Origin of the sequence: Halobacillus andaensis, from assembly GCF_014636475.1 — a bacterium.
In the GTDB taxonomy this organism is placed as follows: domain Bacteria; phylum Bacillota; class Bacilli; order Bacillales; family Halobacillaceae; genus Halobacillus_A; species Halobacillus_A andaensis.
This window is the reverse complement of record NZ_BMEL01000002.1, coordinates 305,248-330,126: the sequence shown is the minus strand read 5'-3', so window position 1 is coordinate 330,126 and position 24,879 is coordinate 305,248. Positions and strand designations below refer to the sequence as shown.

Sequence of the window (24,879 nt, the reverse complement as noted above, 5' to 3'; positions counted from 1 at the left end):
ATCCCCTCCTGTTGATAATTAGGCTTTAACTGGTTCTTTTGTGCCTTCTTCAAAGGCTGTCATTTCAGCATCAAATTTATCTAAACCGCTCTCTCTAAGCACTTTAATACGTTGTTGCATTGTCAAGTACGTTTCAGGGATGACTCGTTTAAATTTAGGAAGCATCTCTTCCCATTCATTTAAAATACGCTGAGCTTTAGGACTCTTTGTATATTCAACATGCTGTTGAATCATTTCATAAAGCTCTGTAATTTCTCTATCCTCTTCTAACGCGTCAACATGAACAAGTTCTTTATTGATCTTTTGATCGAAGGTATTCGCTTCATCTAAGATATAAGCGACTCCACCAGACATACCAGCTGCAAAGTTACGTCCTGTTTCTCCCAGGACTACTACTTTACCACCTGTCATGTATTCACATCCGTGGTCACCTACACCTTCAACAACTACTTCTGCCCCACTATTACGTACACAGAAGCGTTCGCCTGCTAGTCCGTTCACATAAGCTCTACCATCAGAAGCACCGTAGAATGAAACGTTACCTACGATGGTGTTTTCTTCAGGAATAAACGTAGATTTACGGGATGGATGAACGATGATCTTACCACCTGAAAGTCCTTTTCCAACATAGTCATTGGCGTCTCCGATTAATCGAAGTGTCATTCCTTTCGGGATAAACGCACCAAAGCTCTGACCGGCTGAACCTTTAAAGGTAAGGCTGATTGTATCTTCATCTAATCCTTTCTCTCCGTAACGGCGAGTAACCTCGCTTCCGAGTATCGTGCCCGTAACACGGTGAATGTTTCGAATAGAACCTGTGCCTGTAACCTTTTCACCTTTTTCAAGGGCCTTCTTACACATTGGCAGAAGTTCTTCATTATCGATTGTTTTCTCTAAGCCGTGATCTTGTTTCTTCGTAGCATAACGTCCTACACCTTCTGCTACCTCAGGCTTGTAAAGTAGTGCAGACAAGTCGACCCCTTTTGCTTTCCAATGGTCAATGTCTTCATTCGTCTGCAGTACATCTGTACGGCCAATCATTTCATTGATTGTTCTGAAACCTAATTCAGCCATGATTTCTCTAGCCTCTTGAGCAACAAAACGCATAAAGTTTGCTACATGTTCTGGATCACCGGCATATTTCTTCCTAAGCTCAGGATCTTGAGTAGCAATACCCACAGGACAAGTATTCAAATGACAAACACGCATCATCACACACCCTAATACTACTAAAGGAGCTGTAGAGAATCCGTATTCTTCTGCACCTAATAACGTAGCGACAACAACGTCTCTACCTGTCATCATCTTCCCATCCGTTTCGACAACAATACGGTCACGCAGTCGGTTTAACAGCAGAGTCTGATGAGTTTCAGCAAGGCCGATTTCCCACGGAAGACCTGTGTGCTTCAAACTCGTTCTAGGTGCTGCACCTGTACCGCCATCGTACCCACTAATAAGCACCAGGTCTGCACGACCTTTAGCTACACCAGCAGCAATTGTCCCTACACCTACGGCCGATACAAGTTTCACACTAACTCGAGCACGTGGGTTGGCATTTTTCAAGTTATGAATTAACTCAGCCAAATCCTCGATTGAATAAATATCGTGGTGTGGTGGTGGCGAAATAAGCTCAACACCGGTTGTCGATCCACGCACCTCCGCAATCCATGGATAGACTTTCTTACCAGGAAGGTGTCCACCTTCTCCTGGTTTCGCCCCTTGTGCAATCTTAATCTGAATCTCATCAGCATTGACAAGATAATGACTTGTTACGCCAAAGCGTCCAGATGCTACCTGTTTTATAGAGCTGCGTCTGGAGTCTCCATTTTCGTCTGGAGTAAAACGGTCAGGGTCTTCCCCGCCTTCCCCAGTGTTACTGCGTCCGCCAACACGGTTCATAGCTACAGCAAGCGCCTCATGAGCCTCTTGACTGATCGAACCGTAGGACATAGCTCCTGTCTTGAATCTTTGGCAGATGTCTTCAACAGACTCTACTTCATCAATTGGAATCGAGTGCCGTTTCTTAAATGAGATGAGGCCGCGTAAGGACTGCAAGTTATTTGTTTCATCCGTCAGCATCTTAGAATACGACTGGAATAAGTTATAATCATTTGTCCGGCAAGCGTGCTGAAGTGTATGAATGGTTTTTGGATTATACTGATGATCTTCACCATTTGCTCGATACTGATAGTCGTCGCCGGCATCTAGTGTTTTCTCGCTCTTACGTTCATCTCCATAAGCATTTTCATGTCTCATAAGAACTTCTTTTTCAATCATATCCAGTTTTATGCCGCCTAATCGTGACGCCGTTCTAGTAAAGTAACGATCAATCACTTCTGGATGAATACCTACAGCTTCGAAAATTTGTGCCCCACGATAACTTTGAATCGTTGAAATTCCCATTTTCGAAAGGACTTTGATAACACCATCGGTAACGGCGTTTACAAATCGGTTAACCGCAACATCTAAGGAGTCAACGTCAAGGTCTTCCTTATCAATAAGGTCTTGAAGAGATTCGAAAGCTAAATACGGGTTAATTCCTTCTGCACCGTAACCGAGCAATGTTGCAAAATGGTGAACCTCGCGTGGTTCGCCAGACTCTAGAAGGATACTGACTTTTGTTCTCGTGCCTTGACGAATTAAATGGTGGTGCAAACCAGACACTGCAAGTAAGGCTGGGATTGCAGCATTCTGCTTATTCACTCCACGGTCAGAAAGAATCAACAAAGTGGTGCCTTTATTCACTTCTTCATCTGCTTTAGCAAATAGATCTTCCAAAGCCTGTTCCATTGAATTTTCTTTCGCTTCAAACAAGATCGATAGTGTCTGGGACTGAAAGCCTTCTAAGTTTTGCTGTCTTAATGCTTCTAATTGATCGTCGCGTAATACAGGACTTTTCAGTCGAATTTTTCTACAGCTATTCGGCTGAGGATCAACCAGGTTTCCTTCTGCTCCAATTGTCGTTTCCACCATTGTAATGATTTTTTCACGAATCGCGTCAATTGGCGGGTTCGTCACCTGTGCAAAGAGCTGTTTAAAGTAACTGTACAGCAGCTGCGGCTTCTTAGATAGAACAGCTAGTGGAGAATCATACCCCATTGACCCAACTGGATCTTTGCCGTCTGATACAAGCGGCTTCAAGATCTTGTTCAATTCCTCTGTTGTATAGCCAAATGCCAGCTGATGATCAATCAGGTTTTCTGCAGACTTCTCCTGTTGATTAGCAGGTGTTGGTAAATCCTCAAGATCCATCTTATATTCTTCAAGCCATTTTCCATAAGGCTCTTGATTCGCAATCTCAAGCTTAATGTCCTCATCCGGAATAATTTCTCCCTTTTCCAAGTCCACTAAGAGCATTTTCCCTGGGTGCAGACGATCTTTGTATAAAATGTCATCAGCAAAGATGTCCAAAGCCCCCACTTCTGAACCAAGCACAATCATGCCGTCTTTCGTAACATAATATCGCGCAGGACGCAGTCCATTACGGTCAAGGCATGCGCCAATCTGCTTCCCATCTGTGTAAGCTAGTGCAGCAGGACCATCCCATGGTTCCATTAGGCAGCTATGATATTCATAAAAGTCTTTCTTCTTCGGATGGATGGAAGCATCATTTGCCCAAGGTTCCGGCACCATCATCATGGCTGTGTGTGCTAGAGAACGACCGGATAAGTAGAGGAATTCAAAAGCGTTGTCAAACATAGAGGAGTCACTACCGTTGGAATCGATAACAGGTAAGAGCTTTTGTAAGTCTTCATCACTGAAATATTCAGATTCGCAAAGTTCTTGCCTTGCTCTCATCCAGTTCACATTACCTCTAAGTGTATTGAATTCTCCGTTGTGTATGGTAAATCTATTTGGGTGCGATCGTTTCCAGCTTGGAAATGTGTTTGTACTAAATCGGGAGTGCACTAACGCCAGTGCTGTTTTAAAGTCTGGGTGATTCAAGTCGATATAAAAAGAGTCCAGCTGTTCCGGTATAAGCATTCCTTTATAAACGATCGTGCTTGATGACAAACTGCTGATGTAGAAGTCATCATAGCCTTCCATTTTTGCTATTTCGATTTCTGCACGTTTACGAATGATATATAAACGGCGCTCAAGCTCCATTCGATCATTGATCCCTTGAGCCGGCGCAATAAAAGCCTGACGAATGAACGGTTTCGTTTTCTTTGCATCGTTCCCAACGAAGGAATCATTAATGGGAACTGTACGCCATCCTAGAAAGTTCTGCCCTTCTTCGGCTACAATTCTTTCAAAAACTTCCTTACAATGCATACGAGTTTCGTGGTCCTCTGGCAAGAAAACCATTGCTACACCATATTTACCTTCTGGAGGTAATTCGATGTCTTCTTTTTCACATTGTTTCTCGAAAAAGTAATGTGGGATTTGAGTTAGGATCCCTGCCCCGTCTCCAGTACTAACATCTGCTGCCTGGCCCCCACGGTGCTCGAGGTTACAAAGGATCGTAATGGCATTTTCAACAATGCTATGTGATTTTGTTCCATTAATATTAGCGAGCATTCCGATTCCACAAGCTTCATGTTCATTCTCAGGATGATACAATCCTTGAGGAATTGGATATCCATTTTTTTGCATAGTGGTTCCCCCTCATCTACTCATTCTTGAAGTCTGCAAGCAAAAGTGACAAAATTCTGTTTTTTTCAGTTTGATAACAGTATAGCATGAAGAAAAGCACTTTTCACGCTTAAACAGCGGTATTGTAGGGATTTACGATTTGTTTTCAGATAATTGAAATAATTTAAAATAGGCGGTAAATCCTTGCAATGAATGGAGTTTTCTGAAAGTGCAATTATAATGTAAGCGTAACCATTTTTTCTTGAAAAAAATTTAGATTGAAAGATTTTCTCACAATATTCTTCTTTAATTTTCCATTTTATGCACGGTATTCACCTTTTTTTGTATAACCTTACACTGTTATGCAAGAATGAAGAAAAGGAGGCAATTTACATAATGGAACGTACCGTTCGATTGAGAGACTATAAAATTAAAATTGGTCAAATGCAGACTGGAACCCAGAACTTAATTACCGATGTAAATGGAGTAACTGTAGGGCAAACCACGTTAAGTGAGGGCGATATACAAACTGGTGTCAGTGCGATTCTTCCTCACCGAAGGAACCTATTTAAGGAAAAAGTAATTGGATCCTGCCATGTAATTAATGGATTTGGAAAAACCATGGGGTCTATACAATTAGAGGAGCTAGGAACCATCGAAACTCCCATTATTCTTACAAACACACTTAGTGTGGGCGCAGCAGCCGATGCAGTGATCGACTATACGCTAAGAGCAAATGCAGACATCGGACGATCTACTGGAACAGTAAATCCTATTATTGGGGAATGTAATGACATGGTTTTAAACGATATTCGCAAGCAAGCCGTTAGGAAAGAACATATTTTAGCAGCTATTGAAAATGCATCATCGTCGTTTAAGGAGGGATCAGTCGGAGCGGGTACTGGTATGCTTTGTTACTCTCTTAAAGGAGGGGTTGGCTCATCCTCTCGACTTATTCAATTACCTCATGGAACCTATACAATAGGGGTTTACGTCGTGACGAACTTTGGCCACTTACAAGACCTAACCATCAACGGGAATCCTATTGGTCAAAAGTTAAACCATTTCCTGCAACAAGAGGAGGAAGCAGATAAAGGCTCCATTATGTTAGTGGCAGCTACAGATTTACCTGTTTCAGACCGCCAGTTAAAGCGAATCCTCAAGAGAAGTGTGATCGGTCTGTCTAGAACAGGGAGTATGATTTTAAATGGAAGCGGAGATATCGTAATTGGATTCTCTACCGCGACAACTATACCTCATGAAAAACCCGCTGACTTATTGCGCCTCGCCTATCTACACGAGGAAGAAATGGATGCAGCATTTAGAGCCATCGGAGAATCCGTTGAAGAAGCCATCTTAAATTCTCTGATTACCGCCGACCATATAATAGGAAGAAACCAAAACGAACGACCAACTCTATCCTATCTAATGAAGAAGTACAACATACAGCTTAATACGCAAAAAGATGCCAGCCCTTAAAGAGAGCTGGCATCTTTTATTTTAGTTTGAAGCCTCTTCTTTTTCTGATGGAAGAATTAAAGATTTAGGCTTACATTTGTTTTTTGTCAGTTCGGATACGATGAAAATAAATACAAAGGCGGCAATACAAGCTAATGTCCTAAATGGAAACAGAACAATACCTTCTGGATCGATCATCGGATACGGCAGAAAAGCCGGAAGACCTAATGCAGGCTCTCCGCCGCCTAAGCGAAGGAATAAAGCAACTGCAAATCCTGCAATGGACCCATATAAGTTAGCATTTTTATAAAACAGGGCCATTGTAAGCTGTGGAAATAAAATAGTATAAACTAAATCGGAAGCTAAATACCATAAAGTATAGACACTTTGTACATTCAGTGCAATAATCATCGCACCTACACCTACGATGATAATCGTACGTTTAATGACTTTTTTCAGCTTGTCCTGACTTGCTTTAGGATTAATCAATGGACGATAGATATTCCATGAAGCCATAGAAGATGCTGACAGGATTGATGAGTCCATAGAGGACATAACAGCTGCAGCTAAAGCTCCAAGTCCAATCGCTGATACAATCTCAGGTGTTAAGTAGCGTAAAACATGCGGTAAAACCACGGAAGCATTTTCAGGACTTGGCAGACCCATTCCTGCCCAGTCAATGTTATATCCTACAACACCGATAATGACAGCTGGAATCGCTGCGATAATACAAATGATACCAGCTGTAATGGATAGCCACATAGCCGTTTTCTCATTTTTAGCAGAAAGGACACGCTGGAAGTATACTTGCCATGCGATACCACCAAATATTAAGAGCAATGCATAATCAATCCAGTTCCAGTAATAATCGCCCCAGTCTGGATGATTCCAGCCGTCCAACGGTGGAAATAAATTAGCATAAGACCCCATTTCTACTGAGTAGTTACCCCACGCTGATTCTAATCCGCCTACGTGTCCAAGTGTAAATGGAATAACTAGAATGAGACCTATTAAAAGGACAGCCATTTGGAACACATCTGTATAGGCAACAGCCCACATTCCTCCTGCTACGGTATAAGCAATGGCAATAATACCTGATAAAATAATAGATGTAGTAAAATCAATATTTAATATAGTGCCAAAAGTGGTCCCTAAAGCGGTTAGAATAGCGGCACTCCAAAACATTTCTCCTAATAAAGCAGGGATATATAAAATCCCAGCCATGCGTTTACCAAAACGTTGATGCAGGGGATCAAGAATGGTCATAAATTCATAACGGCGCATTTTTCTGGCATAGAAAATCCCGCCAATTATTAAACTGAGGGCGTAACCCCAAGGGGCTTGAGCCCACACAAGTCCGTCGCTGTAAGTAAATTCTGCGGTTCCATTCACATAACCTCCGCCTACCCAAGTAGCGGCCATCGTGAACATTGCGACACCAAGGGGGATGCTGCGCTTGGCAACCATCATATCTGAGAGGGAATTGGATTTTTTTGTAGCGTAGAAGGCTCCAATATAATAAACGAGAGCGTAGAAAACAATCATTGCAATGAAGCCACCATAATGTATGTTTTCATTCGTAATAAAGATATAAATCATAAACAATGCGACTACTGTTCCTAGTATCAATGCTGTTGCATTCTTTTTAAAGAATGACTGACTTTGATTTGACTGTTCTGTCATCGACTTCACTCCTATTTTTCCTGTTGTTTTCTGAATATTCTGTAATTTATAGAAGGCGGACGTCTCCCTTAAAATAACCATTGGTTATTTTGGGAGAGGCGTATTTAATTTTTTTCTTCGTCTTCTATAGGGATAATCTCAAAAATTTCTCCACTTTCAATAGAGGCTACCATCTTCTGCAGCCAATGATAGTACGACTTAGACGCTTCCATTTGCCTGTAGGTTATAACTGCTTCTTCCCGCAAGTTCTCTTCTACATCAGGATCTTCGATAAGATCATGTAACTCTCTCTGTGCTTTTTGAATGGCATCTAAATTAATTTTTGCTTCCCTTAACCATTTCTTTGAAAAAAAGTTGGCAAAAAACTGAAAGAAGTCCTTCTCTGCCACGAAGGTTTGTCTTCGAGTACCTTTTCGAAAGGTTTGCTTCACTATATCATAGTCCTGCAATTTCTTAACTCCAGTACTCATGCTTGGTTTACTCATTCCGAGCTTTTCACGCATTTCATCCAGCGTCATATCTTTTTCAAAATACATGGTTCCATAAAGGTTCCCTGCACTACGAGTGACCCCGTATAAATCCATGGTTTCAGCAATTGAATCAATGACCAAAGACTTGGCTCTTTCTATTGAAGCTCTCGCCTGGTCTTCATGTTGGTTCGACATTTACGACCTCCTCCAAACCAATCTTATTAATTTCGTTAAATTTTTTCTTTACAAACTTATCTTAACGAATAATCTCAGTATGTCAAAAATCTAAAAAAATTAAAACCGCTCTAAAGCCTATAACGACATAGGCTTAACGTGAATTTATTTTTTTTTAGCTTTGACAATATTTTTTTTAGCTGATATCGTAAATTTTGTTAAAAACGTTAATTAATTTCTTAATAATGTGATCGTAAAAAGAGGTAAACATTTGAACCAGCAACAGAATGGCACACCACAACCACCCGCAGTATTAATAATCCGATTAAATTAAGAAATCACGGCAGAAGCAGCTAAAAAGGATAGCGAGATACTAATAACGCCATCCAATCTGCCCGCAACGTGTTCGGTTAAGGTGATCAGACCAATACCTCTGAATTTTCAGATGAACTAGTTAAGCAAGCCCCATCGAGCTTGGAAATCGGTTTGATGGAGATACACAAAGCGGTCCACTTATTTCTGCCGAGCATTGTGACAAAGTAGTAAATTATGTAGAAATTGGCCAAAAAGAAGGAGCATACAATTCACGTCCGAACGCACCTTAGCTCTGAGCTTTAAGAGGGATTTTTCTATTACCAACATTCTTTAAGGGATTTACTTGTGATATGAGAATCATTCAAGAAGAAGTAATTGACCCTGATCTAACAATAGAGAAGTTTTGGATGTATTAGCTTGTTGAGATTGCGGAAGCACCAAACCTTGCAGACCAAGGTGTACCAACAGATAAAAAAGCTATTGGTCGCTTGGCAGACACAGCTACGGGTGATCCGCAAACAATCTGTAACCCTCGTGGCAACAAGATTGAAGACTACAAGTGGATGTTTAAGCGCTGCTTCAATCAACCTTCTAAAACTTTATAATCTGATGTAAAAAGCCTCCCCCTTTTTATATAAAACAAATGCCCCGAACGATCAGCTCGGGGCATTTTGAACATTTCATATAATAGTAATTAAAACTTGTCGATATTTCCCGGGAAATTATGCAGCTTTTGAACTTATCGTTTTTTGAGGCACTGATAACACGGTTAATCCTCCTAAAATCAGGGCAATCCCCACCCACGATAAAAATGAAAACTCTTCACCTACTAAAAAGACACCTAAAACCGCTGCTGTTAAAGGTTCTGCTAAAGAAAGGGTTACGGCTGTTGACCCTTGTACTTGAACTAGCCCTCTAGAAAATAAGAGGTAAGCAACCCCCGTTGCCAATACGCCTAGATGAAGACTTACGATGATTCCATTCTCATTAAAAATCCAACTGCTGTCAAAAATGAACAATAAAGGAGAAAGCATAATCGCACTAGATAGAAAAACAATGGCCGCTACAGAAATCGAGGAATCAGATTTCACCAGTTTTTCGCTAAGTAATGTGTAGCCGGCAAACGACAGTCCTGCTCCCAGGGCAAACAAAGTGCCCAGAGGATCAATAACTACATCTTCACTATTCATGAATAACATCATACACCCCATAACGGAAAGGGCAGTTGCTACCCACCAGCGTATCGACTTTCTTCGTTTTCTCACAGCCCAGTCTATAGCTCCCGCCATAATCGGTGCGCTTCCTATGCCAACTACGGTTCCTATAGCTACTCCTGTCATACTGACCGCAGAAAAGAAAAATGGCTGATAACAAGCCATACAAATAGCTGCCAACAGCACATCTCTCAAGGATAATTTTTTAAATGAAAATTTTTTTAAGGCGGCAGCTGTTAAAGTTAAAAATGCACCTCCTACAGCTAATCTCATAGCGCCTACCGATATAGGGTGGCTATTCTGCAGAAAAGTCTGCGCAGTTCCTGTTGTCCCCCATAAAACAGCAGCTGATAAAACCATGAAGAAAGGAATATTCTTTATCAAACAACCACCCCGCCTACTTCATTTAAAAAACAATCGTTTTATTTTCATGAACAATTAATCGATCCTCTAAATCCCACTTCACTCCGCGAGCCAGTACAATTCTCTCAACCGAACGCCCCATTTTCTTAAGGTCATTCACACTATCTCTATGATCTACACGAACGATATCTTGTTCAATAATAGGTCCTTCATCTAAATCATTCGTTACATAATGAGACGTGGCCCCGATAAGCTTTACTCCACGATCGTAAGCTCTTTTGTGAGGGTTTGCCCCGATAAACGCAGGTAAAAATGAATGATGAATATTAATTATTTTAAAAGGATGCGCTGCAACAAAATCAGGCGTAAGAATCTGCATATAGCGTGCGAGCACAATCAAATCAATGTCGTAATCCTTTAGTAATTTAAGCTGCTTCTCCTCCACCTGCTTGCGAATATCTTTATTAGATGGAATATGAAAGAATGGTAACCCAAACGATTCTACTAACTCTTTACAATCTTCATGGTTACTAACGACCATTTTAATATCGGCAATTAAATCACCGCTTTGCCATTCAAGCAGTAGTTCACGTAAGCAGTGCAGCTCTTTGGAAACAAAAATAGCTGTTTTCTTAACATCATAGGCCCCTTTTAGTGACCATTCCATATCGAACGTATCAGCGATGGATCCAAAGTCATTTCTTAATTCTTCCTCTGCTTCAGGAAGTTTGGAAGATTCAAATTCAATTCTCATAAAAAACTTTCCATCCTGCGGATCAGTTGTATATTGGTTAGATTCGATAATATTTGCCTCATTCTTATGCAAAAACTGTGTGACAGAAGAGACAATACCCGGTTGATCCGGACACTTAATAAGTAAACGCCCTGTCTGTTTATTTTTTTCTTTATAAGCTTGGATTTGTTCTTTAGGATAAGATTTCATGGTGGTTCTCCTTTTCTCATGTGCCCTCGAAGGGCTTATGTTAATTTTCTTTTTGGTGAAGAAGGGATCTTTAATTCTTCACGGTATTTAGCCACCGTACGGCGAGATACCTCAATTTTATATCCACTTCTCAAGTCATCGGCTAGCCGTTGGTCTGATAACGGTTTGCGTTTATTTTCTTGAGTAATCTGCTGCTCAATAAGCTCTTTCACATACTGAGAGGATACCGTGTCCCCTCCATTTGTCTCAAGACTTGAGGTAAAAAATTGATCTAACCGAAAAAGGCCATAAGAACTTTTTACGTATTTATCAGCCACTGTACGACTGACCGTAGATTCATGCATCTCTACTTCTTCGGCTACCTTTTTTAATGTTAAAGGAGTAAAGGGCCCCTTCTCCTTTGCATCTAAGTATTCGGTTTGCTTATCAATAATAGCTTGGGCAACTTTCAGCATCGTCAGTTTACGTTTTTCTATGCTGCGTATTAGCCAAGTCGCTCGTTGAAAGCATTGCTTTAAAAATTCTTCCCCTTCTTTATCTACTTTTTGATTGTACGAAGTAATATATACACTCGGTTCGCCTTGCCTATTTAAAGATACGGTGTACGAACCATCGTTGTATTCCAAAGTAAAGTCAGGAACGATATAAGATTCACTCGAAGATAAAGGCAGCAACGGCCGCGGCTGAAGCGTCTTTACGTACTGGATAGAGGATTGAACGTCCTCAACCGAAACAGCTAATTTATCGGCGAGCTCTTGTAGATAACCAGCCGCTACTTCCGGCAGATGATGTTGAATAATCTTTTTTGTAACCTCATCGTTATGGTCACTCTCTTGTACCTGAAAAAGTAAAAACTCTTTAAAATCATAGCAGCCTACACCATTTGGTTCTAGTTTTTTCAACTGATGGCGTAATGGCTCAATTTTACTCATTTTTAAGTGAAAACGATCAGCCAGCTGTTCATCGCTATATGGTAAAAAGCCTTGATCATCCAAGGATTCAATCAACTCACTGAGATGACTGTAGTCTGAGGAGGTTAACGACAACATTTTTGCCTGTTCCAGCAAGGATTGTCTCCAATCCTTTGAAGCTTCTGGATAATCTTCAACCGTAAACTCTTGTGGGTCGGAGCCACCCCCTTGCCCCTCGAGCTCTAAGAGAGGATTCTCCATAGCTTGTTCTTTTATAAATTCAATCATGTCTTGATGAGAATATTGGAGCAAAGATATAGCTTGACGAAGCTCCTTAGTCATTTTCAACTGAGTGGTTTGCTTTTGATGTAAGCCAAGCTTCACTTCTTCCCTCCTCCACATAAGAGTTATTTTTATTTTCCTTGATATGACCGTATTTTTCAAGGATGATCCCATCTTTTTGCAAGGAACATCCCGACTCAGTAGAAGAAAACAAGTTTCTTCATAATAGATATGATGACAACATTGTACGCCTACCTTGTTATAATGAGGACATATGAAAATTTCCAACACAGATGCCTCGTGTAAGTATAAATAGAAAAGTTCTAAGGAAAGGTGGATGTCAACAAGTGAGTAATAAACCAAAGATTCTCGTCCTAGGTGCAGGCTATGCAGGGATGATGACAACCAAAAGGCTTTCTCAGCAGCTCAGACCTGATGAGGCTGATATCACGTTAGTGAACAAGCACAATTATCATTATTTAACGACGTGGCTGCATGAGGTGGCTGCAGGAACCGCAACGCCAAACAGTTCGAGAGTAATGATTAGTGATGTCATCAATACGAAGCGAGTACAGCTGCACTTTGATGCAGTTGTGGAGATTAAGAAAGATGAGCAGCGCGTGATTCTAGAGAACGGAGAACTCAGCTATGATTATTTGGTCATTGCTCTAGGTTTTGAAACAGCAACCTTTGGCATACCTGGCATTAAAGAACATGCACTGAAAATTGAGAATATCGATAGCAGCCGGCACATTCGTGACCACATTGAATTTCAATTTGCTCGTTACAGCAGCGGGGCTGAAACGAGTGAAGATGCTTTTAACATCTTAGTAGGCGGAGCTGGTTTTACAGGTATTGAATTTGTCGGAGAACTGGCAAAACGTGTGCCTGAACTATGTAAAGAGTACAATATTGATCGTAAGAAGGTTCGTATTATTAATGTAGAAGCAGCCCCTACTATATTGCCAGGTTTTGACGATGATTTAGTGGAATACGCCCAAAATTCATTAGAAGAGCGAGGCATTGAATTTAGGATCGGCGCGAAGATCCAAGAATGTACAGAGGATGGCTTTATCATTGGAGATGACCACGAGAAAGTTAATGCCGGCACCGTTGTATGGACGGGCGGCGTACAAGCAAATCCTGTTGTCAGCCAATCAGGCTTTGACATTATAAAAGGCAAAGTGACCGTAAATAACGACTTGCGGGTACCTAATCATGACAATATTTTCATCATTGGTGACTGCTCTTGGGTAATGGATAAAGAAAACGACCGTCCCTTCCCTGCCAATGCACAAAGCGCGATTCAAGAAGCAGAGACTTGCGCCACAAATATTAAAGCTCTTTTACGTAAAGAAGCTTTACAAGACTTCTCGTTTGATTATAAAGGAACCGTGGCTTCTCTTGGAGGAAGCGATGCGATGGGTACCATTTTTGATGATAAAAAGCTTTACGGTATGAAAGCCAAAGCTATGAAAAACGTTATCGATGACCGCTATTTATATTTAGTGGGCGGACCTAAGCTTGTTCTTAAAAAAGGGAAAGTGAAATTCTTTTAAATCTTGCAAGGAGGAGATTACCGTATGAAAAATTTCTTTTGGTTGGTGACATTGCTATCTATAAGTGCGACCGTTCTTTACACAGCGGTATGCCGTATATCAGAAGCCAACAGAGACTTTAGATAATCAAACAAAGTCAGCTCTTCTTTAAGCAGAGCTGACTTTGTTATTGCTGTAAAAACTCCTTGCCTGATTCAGTAATTTCAGTGCCCCCTCTCCCCCGCTTCACATGTACATAGCCATGTGATTCTAACTCTTTCAACACCTTCCTTACCTGCTGAACAGATAAAGGATAGTCGGTCGCTCGACTGTACTCGCTTATTTTTTGACGACTCGCACTTTCATAACCTTCATTCAGCTTTAAAAGGATGGTAAGTACACTAGTAAATTTCCGTTGATCAAGTACGCTTGGCTGAGAGGGTTGAAACTGGCTATCGGTAGTTTGAAAAAACGTTTGGCTCGGCAGATCAGCTTCTGTTATTTCTCTTCCCTCCCTTACGGTCATTAAGTAAGCAATCGTGTTCTTAAGTTCTCGAATATTTCCAGGCCATTGATAGTCTTTGAGCACTTTCATTAGACGAAGGTTCACTACTTGTTGACGCTCTCCATTTTCAATAAGAAATTGGTGAACGAGCGTAGGAATATCTTCTTTTCTCTTTCTTAATGACGGCACATGTAAAAAAAGAACTTTAAGGCGATGGTATAAGTCTTCTCTAAATTTTCCTTCCTCAATTAAATGCAAGAGGTCTTTATTCGTAGCCGCAATGACACGAACATCAATAGGGATATTTTTATTTCCTCCGATTTTACGAATTTCCATCTCTTGAATAACCCTAAGCAGCCTTGCCTGCAGTTTTAAACTAATATCACCGATTTCATCAAGAAAAATTGTGCCTCCATTTGCCTGTTCAAACAAACCTTTCTTTCCACCTCTTTTAGCACCTGTAAAGGCGCCTTCTTCGTATCCGAATAATTCACTTTCCAGCAAATCTTCCGGAAGTGCGCTGCAGTTCACTGCTAAAAAGGGCTCAAGCTTTAAACTGGAATGATTGTGAATCGCACTCGCGAATAATTCTTTACCTGTCCCGCTCTCCCCTTGTATGAGAACTGGTAATTCAGAAGCAGCAAGCTTTTTAGCAATCCGCTTTGTTTCTTTTAATTGCATACTTTCCCCAATGATGTCCTGAAAGTGGTATTTCGCAATGTAACCGGTTTTTGTTAGCTGTTGACGAGCCGCTCTTTCCATCGTAATCGTTTCATCCGTGTTTTTAAAAATCATAATGACACTATCGCTATCTTCCCATTGGAACCTGTAAACCATCACGTTATAGGTATTCATTGTAAAGTAGCGTCCTTCTTTTTGAGGCTGTGATAAGAACTGCAAGAGGTCTGGCTGCTTAAATAGTTGAGGAAGTGTTTTCCCTAACGCCTGGGAGGAAGATATACCCGTATACTCTTCCATAAACGGATTAAAAACAGTCACTTTACCACCAAGGTCTACTGCCATAATCCCATCATTCACACCATCTACTACTTGCTTTAGATGCTCATTTAATGTTTGCGTTTTTTGATGCATTTCCGATATTTTTTTACTTAATTCTATAATTTTACTTGTGTACCTGCTAGAAATAATACTTCCGAGTCTTTTTTGTAATTTAAAGTGATCGAGTACTTCGAACAAGGTGGTGATATCAATTAACCTTACTCCGATATCGACTACTTTTTCTATATTGCGAGGAATGAATGATACCTCGCCCGGAGTGACCGCTGTACGAATGTTTTTTCGATTTTCACTCGATTGAGACGAAACATAACGCAGGTGATTCATTCCTATCTTCTCTAGTGTATGAATGGTCTCTTTCGTCATTTCAGGAGTATCATTCACACATAAAACGGTTGTACGATAAGGAAGCTCAAAAAGGCGGTCGATGTGCTGATAATTAACGGTTCTTTGAGCCGTAATCGTCGGACATTTCGCATCCACAGCCTCGCCCGCTTCCTCTTCAACAAGCTTCGATGAATAAATAATCAAGTCATTATGAATGTTGTTGGGCAAAAATTCATCCACAGCAAAGCTTTCAATATCGATGAATTCCCCCAGAATCTCTTCTAATTGTTGATGAAGTGTATGTTTAGTCTCCAGCGTTCCTGCAATTAATGTTAAGCTGTTATGCATATTAGCACCTCTTTGGTTTTAATTATAACACCCAATTAGAACCCATTAAATAACGTAAACGCATAAAGACTTGAAATTTTCAGAAAATATACTTGGCATGGTTTTTGCATGTTATATAGTGAAGGATATGACTAGAGGAGGAGAAGGAATGAACAAGGAGAAAAAGAAATTTCAGATGCCACATACGTATGTCATTATATTTTTCGTCGTGTTGTTTGCTGCATTGCTTACGTATATTGTGCCAGCTGGAGTGTTTGAAACGGAAGACGTGTCGTACGATAATTCCGGAACGGAGGAAACTCGCACTGTTCTAGTTCCCGATAGTTTTAGTCTGGAAGAAGGGGGAAGCAGTGGAACGAGTTTATTTGAAGGCGGAGGCGGAGCCGGTCTCTTAAACTATGTGTTTGAAGGCTTAGTAAGCGGAGATAAATGGGGGTCCGCTGTTGGGGTTGTTGCCTTTATTATCATTATCGGAGGAGCCTTTGGTATTATAATGAAAACCAGAGCCATCGAAGAAGGCATTCTTTCTGTTATTGACCGCACAAAAGGAAAAGAAGTATTAATCATCCCTATTATGTTCTTTTTATTTTCTTTAGGTGGCGCGGTCTTTGGGATGGGAGAAGAAGCCATTGCTTTTGCCATGATTCTTGTTCCTCTCGTCATCGCGTTAGGCTATGACGCCATTACAGGAATTATGATTACGTACGTTGCTACACAAATTGGTTTCGCTACTTCATGGATGAACCCATTTGGTGTCGCCATCGCTCAAGGAGTATCGGATGTACCTGTATTGTCCGGTTCTCCATTCCGAATTATCATGTGGCTTGTGTTTACAGCCGTCGGAACATTCTACACTTGGAGGTACGCATCTCGTGTACGAAAAGACCCAACGCGTTCATTAGCTTATAAATCTGATCAATATTTCCGAGACGATTTTGAACAAAAAGATATAAAAGTAAATTTTAAAACAGGCCATATGCTTGTCATACTCACTGTTTTAGCTGGTGTTTCATGGATCATTTGGGGCGTTATTGAAAATGCTTATTATATTCCCGAAATTGCCAGCCAATTTTTCACGATTGGTTTAGCAGCCGGGATCATCGGGGTTATATTTAAATTAAATAATATGCGGGTGAATGATATTGCTGAAGGATTTGCTCAAGGGGCTAAGGATTTACTGCCTGCTGCGCTAGTCGTGGGAATGGCGAAAGGAATTGTCATTATCTTAGGCGGTGATGATCCGACCACTGCCTCCGTCTTAAACACCATTTTAAATTCTGCTGGTCAACTGTTTTCAGGGGTCCCTGAAATGGTCTCCGCATGGTTTATGTTCTTGTTCCAATCTATTTTTAATTTCTTTGTTGTTTCCGGTTCTGGACAAGCTGCACTCACCATGCCATTAATGGCACCACTTGCTGATATCGCTGGTGTTAGTCGACAAGTCGCCGTACTTGCTTTCCAATTAGGTGATGGATTAACAAATATCATTATTCCTACGTCCGCAGCTTTAATGGGAACGCTGGGTGCTGCCCGATTGGACTGGGGCCTATGGTTTAAATTTATTATTAAATTTCAGCTGATTTTGTTCGGATTAGCTTCCTTATTTGTCATAACAGCCGTACTTATTAATTTCAACTAAACAGAAGGAGGCATCATTCATGCTCACTTTGATAAAGAACACCACCGTTTACAGTCCTCATTACCTTGGAGTGAAGGATGTTCTCTTAACAGATCAACGAATTGCTAAAATTAGTGACCAGATCGACCTGCCTGCTCAGTATGAATGGATTAATATCATTGATGGCACTGATAAAATCTTAACTCCAGGATTTATTGACGGTCATGTGCACATCACGGGTGGAGGTGGAGAAGGAAGCTTTAAAACTCGCACCCCAGAACTCTCCTTAACGGACGCTACGACAAGTGGAGTCACTACAGTCGTTGGAGTCATCGGAACGGATGGCACTACTCGCACCATGACGAATTTAGTAGCGAAAGCGAAAGCTTTAAGGGAAGAAGGAATATCCTGCTATGCACACACAGGTTCCTATCAGATTCCTGTTCGGACATTGACCGGAAAGATCGAAGACGACCTTATGCTCATCGACCTCATCATTGGAGCAGGTGAGATCGCTATTGCCGATCACCGCTCCTCTCAGCCAACAGTTGATGAACTCGCTCGACTTGCTTCTCAAGCGAGAATCGGCGGCATGCTTTCAGGTAAAAAAGGTGTGGTGAATATCCATTTAGGAGACAGTCCCGACCACCTCTCCCTTATCGAAAAAGTGGTGGAACAATCTGATCTTCCAATCAGCCAGTTTTATCCGACTCACATCAACCGCAATCGGCTACTATTTGAAGCTGGAATTCATTACGCGAAGAATGGTGGATACGTTGATTTTACGACGAGTACGATTCCAAAGTTTTTAGAAGATGGGGAAGTGAAAAGCAGTCTAGCCGTTAAAGAAATGCTTGATGCTGGCGTTCCTATTGAGCAAATGACATTTACATCAGATGCTCAAGGTAGTTTACCTGATTTTAATGAAAAAGGAGAACTAATTGGATTAAAAGTAGGGCGTGTCCGTTCTCTTTATGAAGCATTTGTGGAAACGGTAAAGGTACAACGTGTCCCTCTAGAACAAGCCTTACAGGTGATCACCTCTAACCCCGCCCATGTTCTTGGGTTAACGGATAAAGGCGTAGTAGGAGAAGGAAAAGATGCCGACCTGGCACTCCTGGATCCTGATACGTTAGCGATTGATACCGTCATCGCCAACGGGCAAATCATGGTGCAGGAAGGTCATCCCATCGTAAAAGGTACGTTTGAATCATAAGAAAGGTCAGCTCCCTTAACGGGCGCTGACCTTTTATTAATGCATATGACGTAAAAGAAAACATTCAGAAGGCTGAACTTTTAATGTCAGCTGATCATTTTTTGTTTGAAAAATTCTCCGTTTATTATCTAGATGCTGCCACTTCCCTTTACGGGCTGGAATGCTAACTTCCACTTCTTCTTCAATGTTACGATTCATGAGAAAAATGATATGCTCGGCGTTTGCTTCATCTCCGAAATAATCAACTCCATTAGCGGTCCAGCGTTCAAAGGCAAATATATCCTCGTGCAATGCATGAGGCACCCAACTGCCTGTACGTAATGCTTTATGTTCTTTACGCCATGAGCCGATATTTTTATACCATGTCATAAGTTCATCTTCTTCTGCACCCCAAGGGTAAGGCTTACGGTTGTCAGGATCTTCTCCACCTGTCAGACCTGCCTCATCTCCATAATAAAGAGAAGGCACTCCCGGGAAAGCGTAAAGCCACAAACTAAGAGCTTTGACTTGCGCTTGAACAATTCCTGCCCTTTTTGCTGCATCTATATCTTCCGGCAAGAATTCATCAAGCATCGTTTTAATTCTCTCCACATCATGACTTGATAACATATTCATTAAGGCATAAAAGTATGGCTTCGGATAATGTTCACTTAAGGTCATTAAACGGCGGTTAACGTAATAAGCGTCTACTTCACCTTTCATAAAATGAAGCATAAGGTCTCGCAGAGGATAATTCATCACTGAATCAAGAACTCCGCCTAAAAAGTAGTCTCTCCTCTTGCCGTAAGCTGACTTATTTGAAGCATCTTCCCACACTTCTCCTAGTAACACACTCGATGGATCTTCTTTTTTTAATTGCTGATAGATTTGCTTAATGAGATCATCCGTCAGTTCATCAGCTACATCCAGGCGCCAATGGTTTAAACCTGACTTCTGCCACGTTTTAATCACACTGTCCTTATCATGGATCAAGAAATTCTGATAGCTTTTATCTTCTTTATTCAAGGTTGGCAGCGTTCCTACTCCCCACCACGCCTCATATTCATCTGGGTAATTATGAAACTGATACCACGAATAATACGGTGATTCCTTAGATTGATAGGCTCCAAGGGTGTCATATTCATCTCTTTGGTTAAAATATTTACTATTACTTCCCGTGTGACTGAATACTCCATCAAGCATGATTTCAATCCCACGATCCTTCGCTTCCTTAATCAAATATTCAAAATCTTCTTTTGTACCTAAAAGAGGATCAATTTTATGATAATCACCCGTATCATAGCGGTGATTACTTTCCGCTTCAAAAATCGGATTCAAATAGATAACCGTGACTCCAAGAGATTGAATATAATCCAGCTTCTTTGTGATTCCTTCCAGGTTTCCCCCAAAGAAATCCCACCGGACTACACCACCGTCTTCGTCCCTGATATAGTAAGGATCATTCTCCCAGTGAGTGTGCATCAAACTCGATTTCGGCGCTTTCTTTAAGTCGGGTTCGTCCTCCCGGTAGAAACGATCTGGAAAGATTTGATACATCGTCGCATGTTTCCACCATTTTGGTGTATCATAACGCTCATCATATACTGTAATTTGCCAGGAGGGGGGAACTTGCTCGTAAATAACCCCCTCTCCGCTCTCTTCAATGTTAACTCTTCCATAGTAATATGTTGTGTCTGTTGTAATAATTTCAAAGTAATACCAGACAAGCTGAGGCTCCTCCGGCATCTCTACAACCCCTTCAAAAGAATTGTACTGATGTTCCTCACTATATAAATCCATCACCTTCGTGTGCTCTTGATCCGATTTATCTAAGATGTAATGAAGAACAACGCGTGACACATCGAGTCGGCTGTGAACGTCGATCGTTAGTGTAACGTTAGAGCCCCGTGCTACAGCCCCAAAAGGCTCTCTATAATTTGTATCGAAACTGTTATGACAGATATCCATTTGTCTCACAAGAAGTCCTCCTTTTACGTCTTATTTCAGTATGCCAGTAGGTTGAATCTTCCAAATATCAGAGGCATATTCTTGAATGGTACGATCGCTAGAAAACTTACCTGAGCGTGCAATATTGATGAGGCTCTTCTTATTCCAGAGATTAACATCCTTATAATCTTTACCAATCCTAGCTTGCGTATCAATGTAACTGGCAAAATCCTTTAACACAAAATATTCATCATTAAATGTAATTAAATTATCATAGATATCCTGAAACTCCGTTTCCCCTTTTGAGAACGGGCTGTAATGTATGAGTTGATCAAGAGTATGCCTGACCCGATCATCTTGCTCATAAACTTGTCGCGAGGAGTAATGGCCGTTTTTATAGTATTCCAGTACTTCATCAGAGCTTAACCCAAACGTATAAATATGGTCATCTCCGACGAGCTCGTGAATTTCCACGTTTGCTCCATCCATCGTTCCTAAAGTAAGAGCTCCATTCATCATGAATTTCATATTACCTGTACCTGATGCCTCTTTACTAGCCGTAGAAATTTGTTCACTGATATTTGTAGCAGGAATAATCTTTTCAGCGAGAGATACAGAGTAGTTCGGCAGGAAGACCACCTTCATTTGATTATTAACAGCTGGATCATTGTTTACCACATCAGCTACGGTATGAATCAGCTTTATAACCTTTTTGGCAAAATGATAGCTCGGTGCAGCTTTCGCCCCAAAAATAAATGTACGCGGTGTCATTTTATAGCGGCGGTCGGTTTTTAATTGATTATATAAGTGCATAATGTGCAAAGCATTTAACAATTGCCGCTTATACCCATGCAGACGTTTAATTTGAACGTCAAAGATGGAGGCAGGGTCGATTTGTATACCTGCATACCCTTTGATAAAATCAGCTAGTTCTTCCTTCTTTTGCTGTTTAATCCCATTTAATTCTTTAAGAAAGGAACGATCACTTTTAAATTGCATCAGGTCTTCCAGTCGTTCAGGTTCTTGGATCCATTGATCTCCGATTGAATCTGTAATCAGCTTCGACAAAGGTTCGTTAGAATGCAACAGCCAGCGTCTATGTGTAATTCCATTTGTTTTATTATTGAACCGCTCAGGGAATGTATCGTAAAAAATTTTCATTTCCCGTTTCTTTAAAATATCCGTATGAAGCTTCGCAACTCCATTTATGCTATGACTCCCTACAATTGATAGGTGAGCCATTTTTACAAAGCCGTCCGCTACAATGGCAAGACTTGCGATGCGGTCAAAATCTCCTGGGTGTTTCTCCCACAGAGATTGACAAAACCTTTCGTTAATTTCATCTATAATCATATAAATGCGGGGGAGGAGTGATCGAACCAATCCTACCGGCCATGTCTCTAAAGCTTCACTTAGTGTGGTGTGATTCGTGTAGGAAACTGAAGCCTGCGTGATTTCCCATGCCTCTTCCCAGCCCAATCCATGGTCATCCATTAATATACGCATTAACTCAGGTATTACGAGGGCAGGGTGGGTATCGTTGATGTGTAAAGCAGCATGCTCTGGGAACGATGCCAAAGGTAGGTTTAACCGTTCAAAATTACGAACAGCACTCTGTACACCGGCAGAAACAAGAAAGTATTCTTGCTTTAAGCGGAGCCTTTTCCCATCCTCATGGGAGTCATCAGGGTATAGAAATTCTGAGATTTCTTCTAAAGAACGCTTATGCTCAAGAAAATTATTAAAATCATCATCTTTTGAAGCTTTTACTAGCGTATCATGATCTGTAGCTTCAGCTGACCAAAGCCTTAACGTATTGACAGTGTCATTGCCATAACCTACTACAGGCACGTCATATGGAATGGCGCGTACCTGCTCATAATGATCATGATGACATTCGAGGCGGCCGGCTTTGGTCCTTACCATATCTACCTCTCCACCAAACCGAACTTCCACTGCTTCATCCGGGCGGCGCACTTCCCAAACAAATTCTCTCGCCAACCAGCGGTCCGGCAGTTCAACTTGATAACCGTCAATTATTCTTTGATCAAACATCCCATATTTATAGCGAATGCCATACCCATGTCCAGCGTAACCAAGAGACGCCAGTGAATCCAGGAAACAGGCAGCCAAGCGGCCCAGTCCTCCATTTCCTAAACCAGCATCGTTTTCTTCTTCTTCTAACTCTGTTAAAGAAAAGCCAAGTTCCTCCAAACCTTCTTTTACTAGAGATAACAATTGCATGTTTAATAGATTGTTCCCTAGTAAACGTCCAATTAGAAATTCCATGGAGAAGTAATACACTTGCTTTTCTTTACTCTCCTCATACTGTCTCGCGGTTTTCAACCAATTTCGGTTCATTTCATCTTTTACCAGCGAACCAAGGGCACGATAAGCATCAACCTCTGAGGCTGATTCTACTTTCTTACCTAAATCGGTTTGCAGTCTCTCAGAAAACGCCTGCTTAAAATCTTCTTTATTGCTGAACATAGGGTGTCCTCCCCTTCGCGCCTACTCTAATGCTGCTTCATACAATTCACTGTAACGATTGGCGGAATATTTCCACGGATACTGACTTTTAGCCATATTTTTAACAAGCTGTTTCCAACACTCTGTATCTTGATAAAATGATATGGCACGGCGAATTGTGAACAACATATCGTGGGCATTATAGTTAGTAAATGTAAATCCGTTTCCTTCTCCTGTTTTCTCGTCAAATGATTGCACCGTATCGGCTAGACCACCTGTCTCGCGAACGATAGGAGCAGACAAGTAGCGAAGGGCTATAAGCTGACCGATACCACAAGGTTCAAAACGCGACGGCATTAAAAATAGATCGCTTGCTCCATAGATCTGACGAGATAAATCTTCACTAAACATGATATTCGCGGACAACTTATCCGGATACTTGGATTGTGCCCATTGGAGCATGTGTTCATACTCAGCTTCCCCTGTTCCTAGAACAACGATTTGAACATCCTCTTGATCTAGCAAATCCTCTAGGACTCTTCCAACTAGATCGAATCCCTTCTGTTCAACTAGACGGGAAACGATTCCAATCATTGGGACATCTTTACGTACAGGCAAGCCAAGCTTTTCTTGCAGCCACATTTTGTTTTGTGATTTTTTCAAAAGCGAGGTTCTAAAAGGAAAGGGCAAACTCTCATCCTTCATCGGGTTAAACGCTTGATTATCAATCCCGTTTACAATACCTGACAATTTGTCTGATCTTTCCCTAAGTACTCCATCTAGGTTTTCCCCATAATAAGGAGTTTGAATCTCATTTGCATAAGTTTTACTAACTGTTGTAATATGGTCAGCAAAATTAAGGGCACCTTTCATGAAATTGATGTTCCCGAAAAATTCTAACCCTCCTGTAGTCATCATATTCTCGTCGAAGCCAAGTAAATCATATAAAACGTCATCAGGATAAATTCCTTGATACTTTAAATTGTGAATGGTAAAAACAGTCTTCATATCTTGGAATAAAGGATCGTTTCCGTAGTGCGTATGCAGTAAAACCGGAATTAATCCCGCTTGCCAATCGTGGCAGTGAAGAACGTCAGGCTTCCAATCCATTTTTCGTATCATTTCCATAATCGCTTTGTTAAAAAAGACGAAACGCTCAGCTTCATCATCATATCCATACAAATTGGAACGTTTAAAATAATATTCGTTATCAATAAAATAGACATGAATTCCATTGTGTTCAATGTATTGCACACCTGCATATTGATTGCGCCAGCCAAGTTCAACATTAAAGGTATGAATGGTCTCAAGTTGAACTTTCCAATCATCACTCATCGTTTCATACTTTGGAAGAACAACTCGAACATCATGTCCCTCTTCCTTCAAGGCATGCGGCAAAGAACCTAAAACGTCGGCCAGCCCTCCAGTTTTAATAAAAGGTGTACATTCAGATCCAACCATTAATACATTCATCCATTTTCATCTCCTTTTTCACATTAAACAAAAAAGGCTGCCAGAAACGTACGT

At 41.0% G+C, this 24,879-nt stretch carries 15 protein-coding genes; 5 read left to right on the top strand and 10 right to left on the bottom strand.

All coding sequences use genetic code 11. The features are described from left to right. Positions 1 to 18: 18 nt before the first annotated feature. Complete coding sequence (gene gltB / locus IEV27_RS09065; protein ID WP_188377142.1) at positions 19 to 4,596, bottom strand: glutamate synthase large subunit; 4,578 nt, start codon at positions 4,594 to 4,596, stop codon at positions 19 to 21. 375 nt (positions 4,597 to 4,971) lie between these two features. Here gltB and IEV27_RS09060 point away from each other — a divergent pair, with 375 nt between their 5' ends. Beyond that, positions 4,972 to 6,054, top strand: coding sequence for a DmpA family aminopeptidase (locus IEV27_RS09060; protein ID WP_188377141.1), 1,083 nt, complete (start codon positions 4,972 to 4,974; stop codon positions 6,052 to 6,054). Positions 6,055 to 6,075: 21 nt separating this feature from the next. Here the strand turns inward: IEV27_RS09060 and IEV27_RS09055 are convergent, their stop codons facing one another. Further along, positions 6,076 to 7,716, bottom strand: coding sequence for a high affinity choline transporter 1 (locus IEV27_RS09055; protein WP_373868085.1), 1,641 nt, complete (start codon positions 7,714 to 7,716; stop codon positions 6,076 to 6,078). A 104-nt stretch (positions 7,717 to 7,820) separates the two neighbouring features. Then, a complete protein-coding gene (gene cudC / locus IEV27_RS09050) occupies positions 7,821 to 8,381 on the bottom strand; it encodes a choline uptake/conversion transcriptional regulator CudC (RefSeq protein WP_188377140.1) in 561 nt (186 codons plus the stop codon). Between the two features lie 446 nt (positions 8,382 to 8,827). Here cudC and IEV27_RS20080 point away from each other — a divergent pair, with 446 nt between their 5' ends. Further along, positions 8,828 to 8,965, top strand: a complete 138-nt coding sequence (locus IEV27_RS20080; protein WP_188377570.1) for an aldehyde dehydrogenase family protein — start codon at positions 8,828 to 8,830, stop codon at positions 8,963 to 8,965. 432 nt (positions 8,966 to 9,397) lie between these two features. Here the strand turns inward: IEV27_RS20080 and IEV27_RS09040 are convergent, their stop codons facing one another. The 3 genes from IEV27_RS09040 to rpoN are packed head-to-tail and all read right to left on the bottom strand — an operon-like array spanning position 9,398 to position 12,490. Next, positions 9,398 to 10,273, bottom strand: coding sequence for an EamA family transporter (locus tag IEV27_RS09040; RefSeq protein ID WP_245345377.1), 876 nt, complete (start codon positions 10,271 to 10,273; stop codon positions 9,398 to 9,400). 22 nt (positions 10,274 to 10,295) lie between these two features. After that, on the bottom strand, positions 10,296 to 11,195 hold the full coding sequence (gene purU / locus IEV27_RS09035; protein ID WP_188377139.1) for a formyltetrahydrofolate deformylase: 900 nt from the start codon (positions 11,193 to 11,195) through the stop codon (positions 10,296 to 10,298). A 35-nt stretch (positions 11,196 to 11,230) separates the two neighbouring features. Further along, on the bottom strand, positions 11,231 to 12,490 hold the full coding sequence (gene rpoN / locus IEV27_RS09030) for an RNA polymerase factor sigma-54 (protein ID WP_188377138.1): 1,260 nt from the start codon (positions 12,488 to 12,490) through the stop codon (positions 11,231 to 11,233). A 191-nt stretch (positions 12,491 to 12,681) separates the two neighbouring features. On the opposite strand from rpoN, the gene IEV27_RS09025 reads away from it, so the two are divergent. Beyond that, positions 12,682 to 13,947, top strand: coding sequence for an NAD(P)/FAD-dependent oxidoreductase (locus IEV27_RS09025; protein WP_188377137.1), 1,266 nt, complete (start codon positions 12,682 to 12,684; stop codon positions 13,945 to 13,947). Between the two features lie 166 nt (positions 13,948 to 14,113). Here IEV27_RS09025 and IEV27_RS09020 read toward each other — a convergent pair whose 3' ends face one another. Beyond that, the gene (locus IEV27_RS09020; RefSeq protein ID WP_188377136.1) at positions 14,114 to 16,123 is read right to left on the bottom strand and encodes a sigma 54-interacting transcriptional regulator; all 2,010 of its coding nucleotides are present in this window, start codon (positions 16,121 to 16,123) and stop codon (positions 14,114 to 14,116) included. A gap of 148 nt (positions 16,124 to 16,271) precedes the next feature. On the opposite strand from IEV27_RS09020, the gene yfcC reads away from it, so the two are divergent. Both yfcC and iadA read left to right on the top strand, forming a co-directional pair. Continuing rightward, entirely contained in the window at positions 16,272 to 17,762 is a 1,491-nt protein-coding gene (yfcC, locus tag IEV27_RS09015; RefSeq protein WP_188377135.1) for a putative basic amino acid antiporter YfcC, read from the top strand. Positions 17,763 to 17,781: 19 nt separating this feature from the next. Then, positions 17,782 to 18,957 (top strand): beta-aspartyl-peptidase, encoded by a 1,176-nt coding sequence (gene iadA / locus IEV27_RS09010; RefSeq protein WP_188377134.1) that lies wholly within the window; start codon positions 17,782 to 17,784, stop codon positions 18,955 to 18,957. A 36-nt stretch (positions 18,958 to 18,993) separates the two neighbouring features. Here the strand turns inward: iadA and IEV27_RS09005 are convergent, their stop codons facing one another. Genes IEV27_RS09005 through glgA form a run of 3 tightly spaced genes read right to left on the bottom strand, consistent with a single transcriptional unit; the run spans position 18,994 to position 24,825 of the window. Next, a complete protein-coding gene (locus tag IEV27_RS09005; RefSeq protein ID WP_229735202.1) occupies positions 18,994 to 20,904 on the bottom strand; it encodes a glycoside hydrolase family 13 protein in 1,911 nt (636 codons plus the stop codon). Positions 20,905 to 20,934: 30 nt separating this feature from the next. Beyond that, entirely contained in the window at positions 20,935 to 23,373 is a 2,439-nt protein-coding gene (locus tag IEV27_RS09000) for a glycogen/starch/alpha-glucan phosphorylase (RefSeq protein WP_188377132.1), read from the bottom strand. A gap of 21 nt (positions 23,374 to 23,394) precedes the next feature. Beyond that, positions 23,395 to 24,825, bottom strand: coding sequence for a glycogen synthase GlgA (gene glgA / locus IEV27_RS08995; protein WP_188377131.1), 1,431 nt, complete (start codon positions 24,823 to 24,825; stop codon positions 23,395 to 23,397). Positions 24,826 to 24,879: the final 54 nt, after the last annotated feature.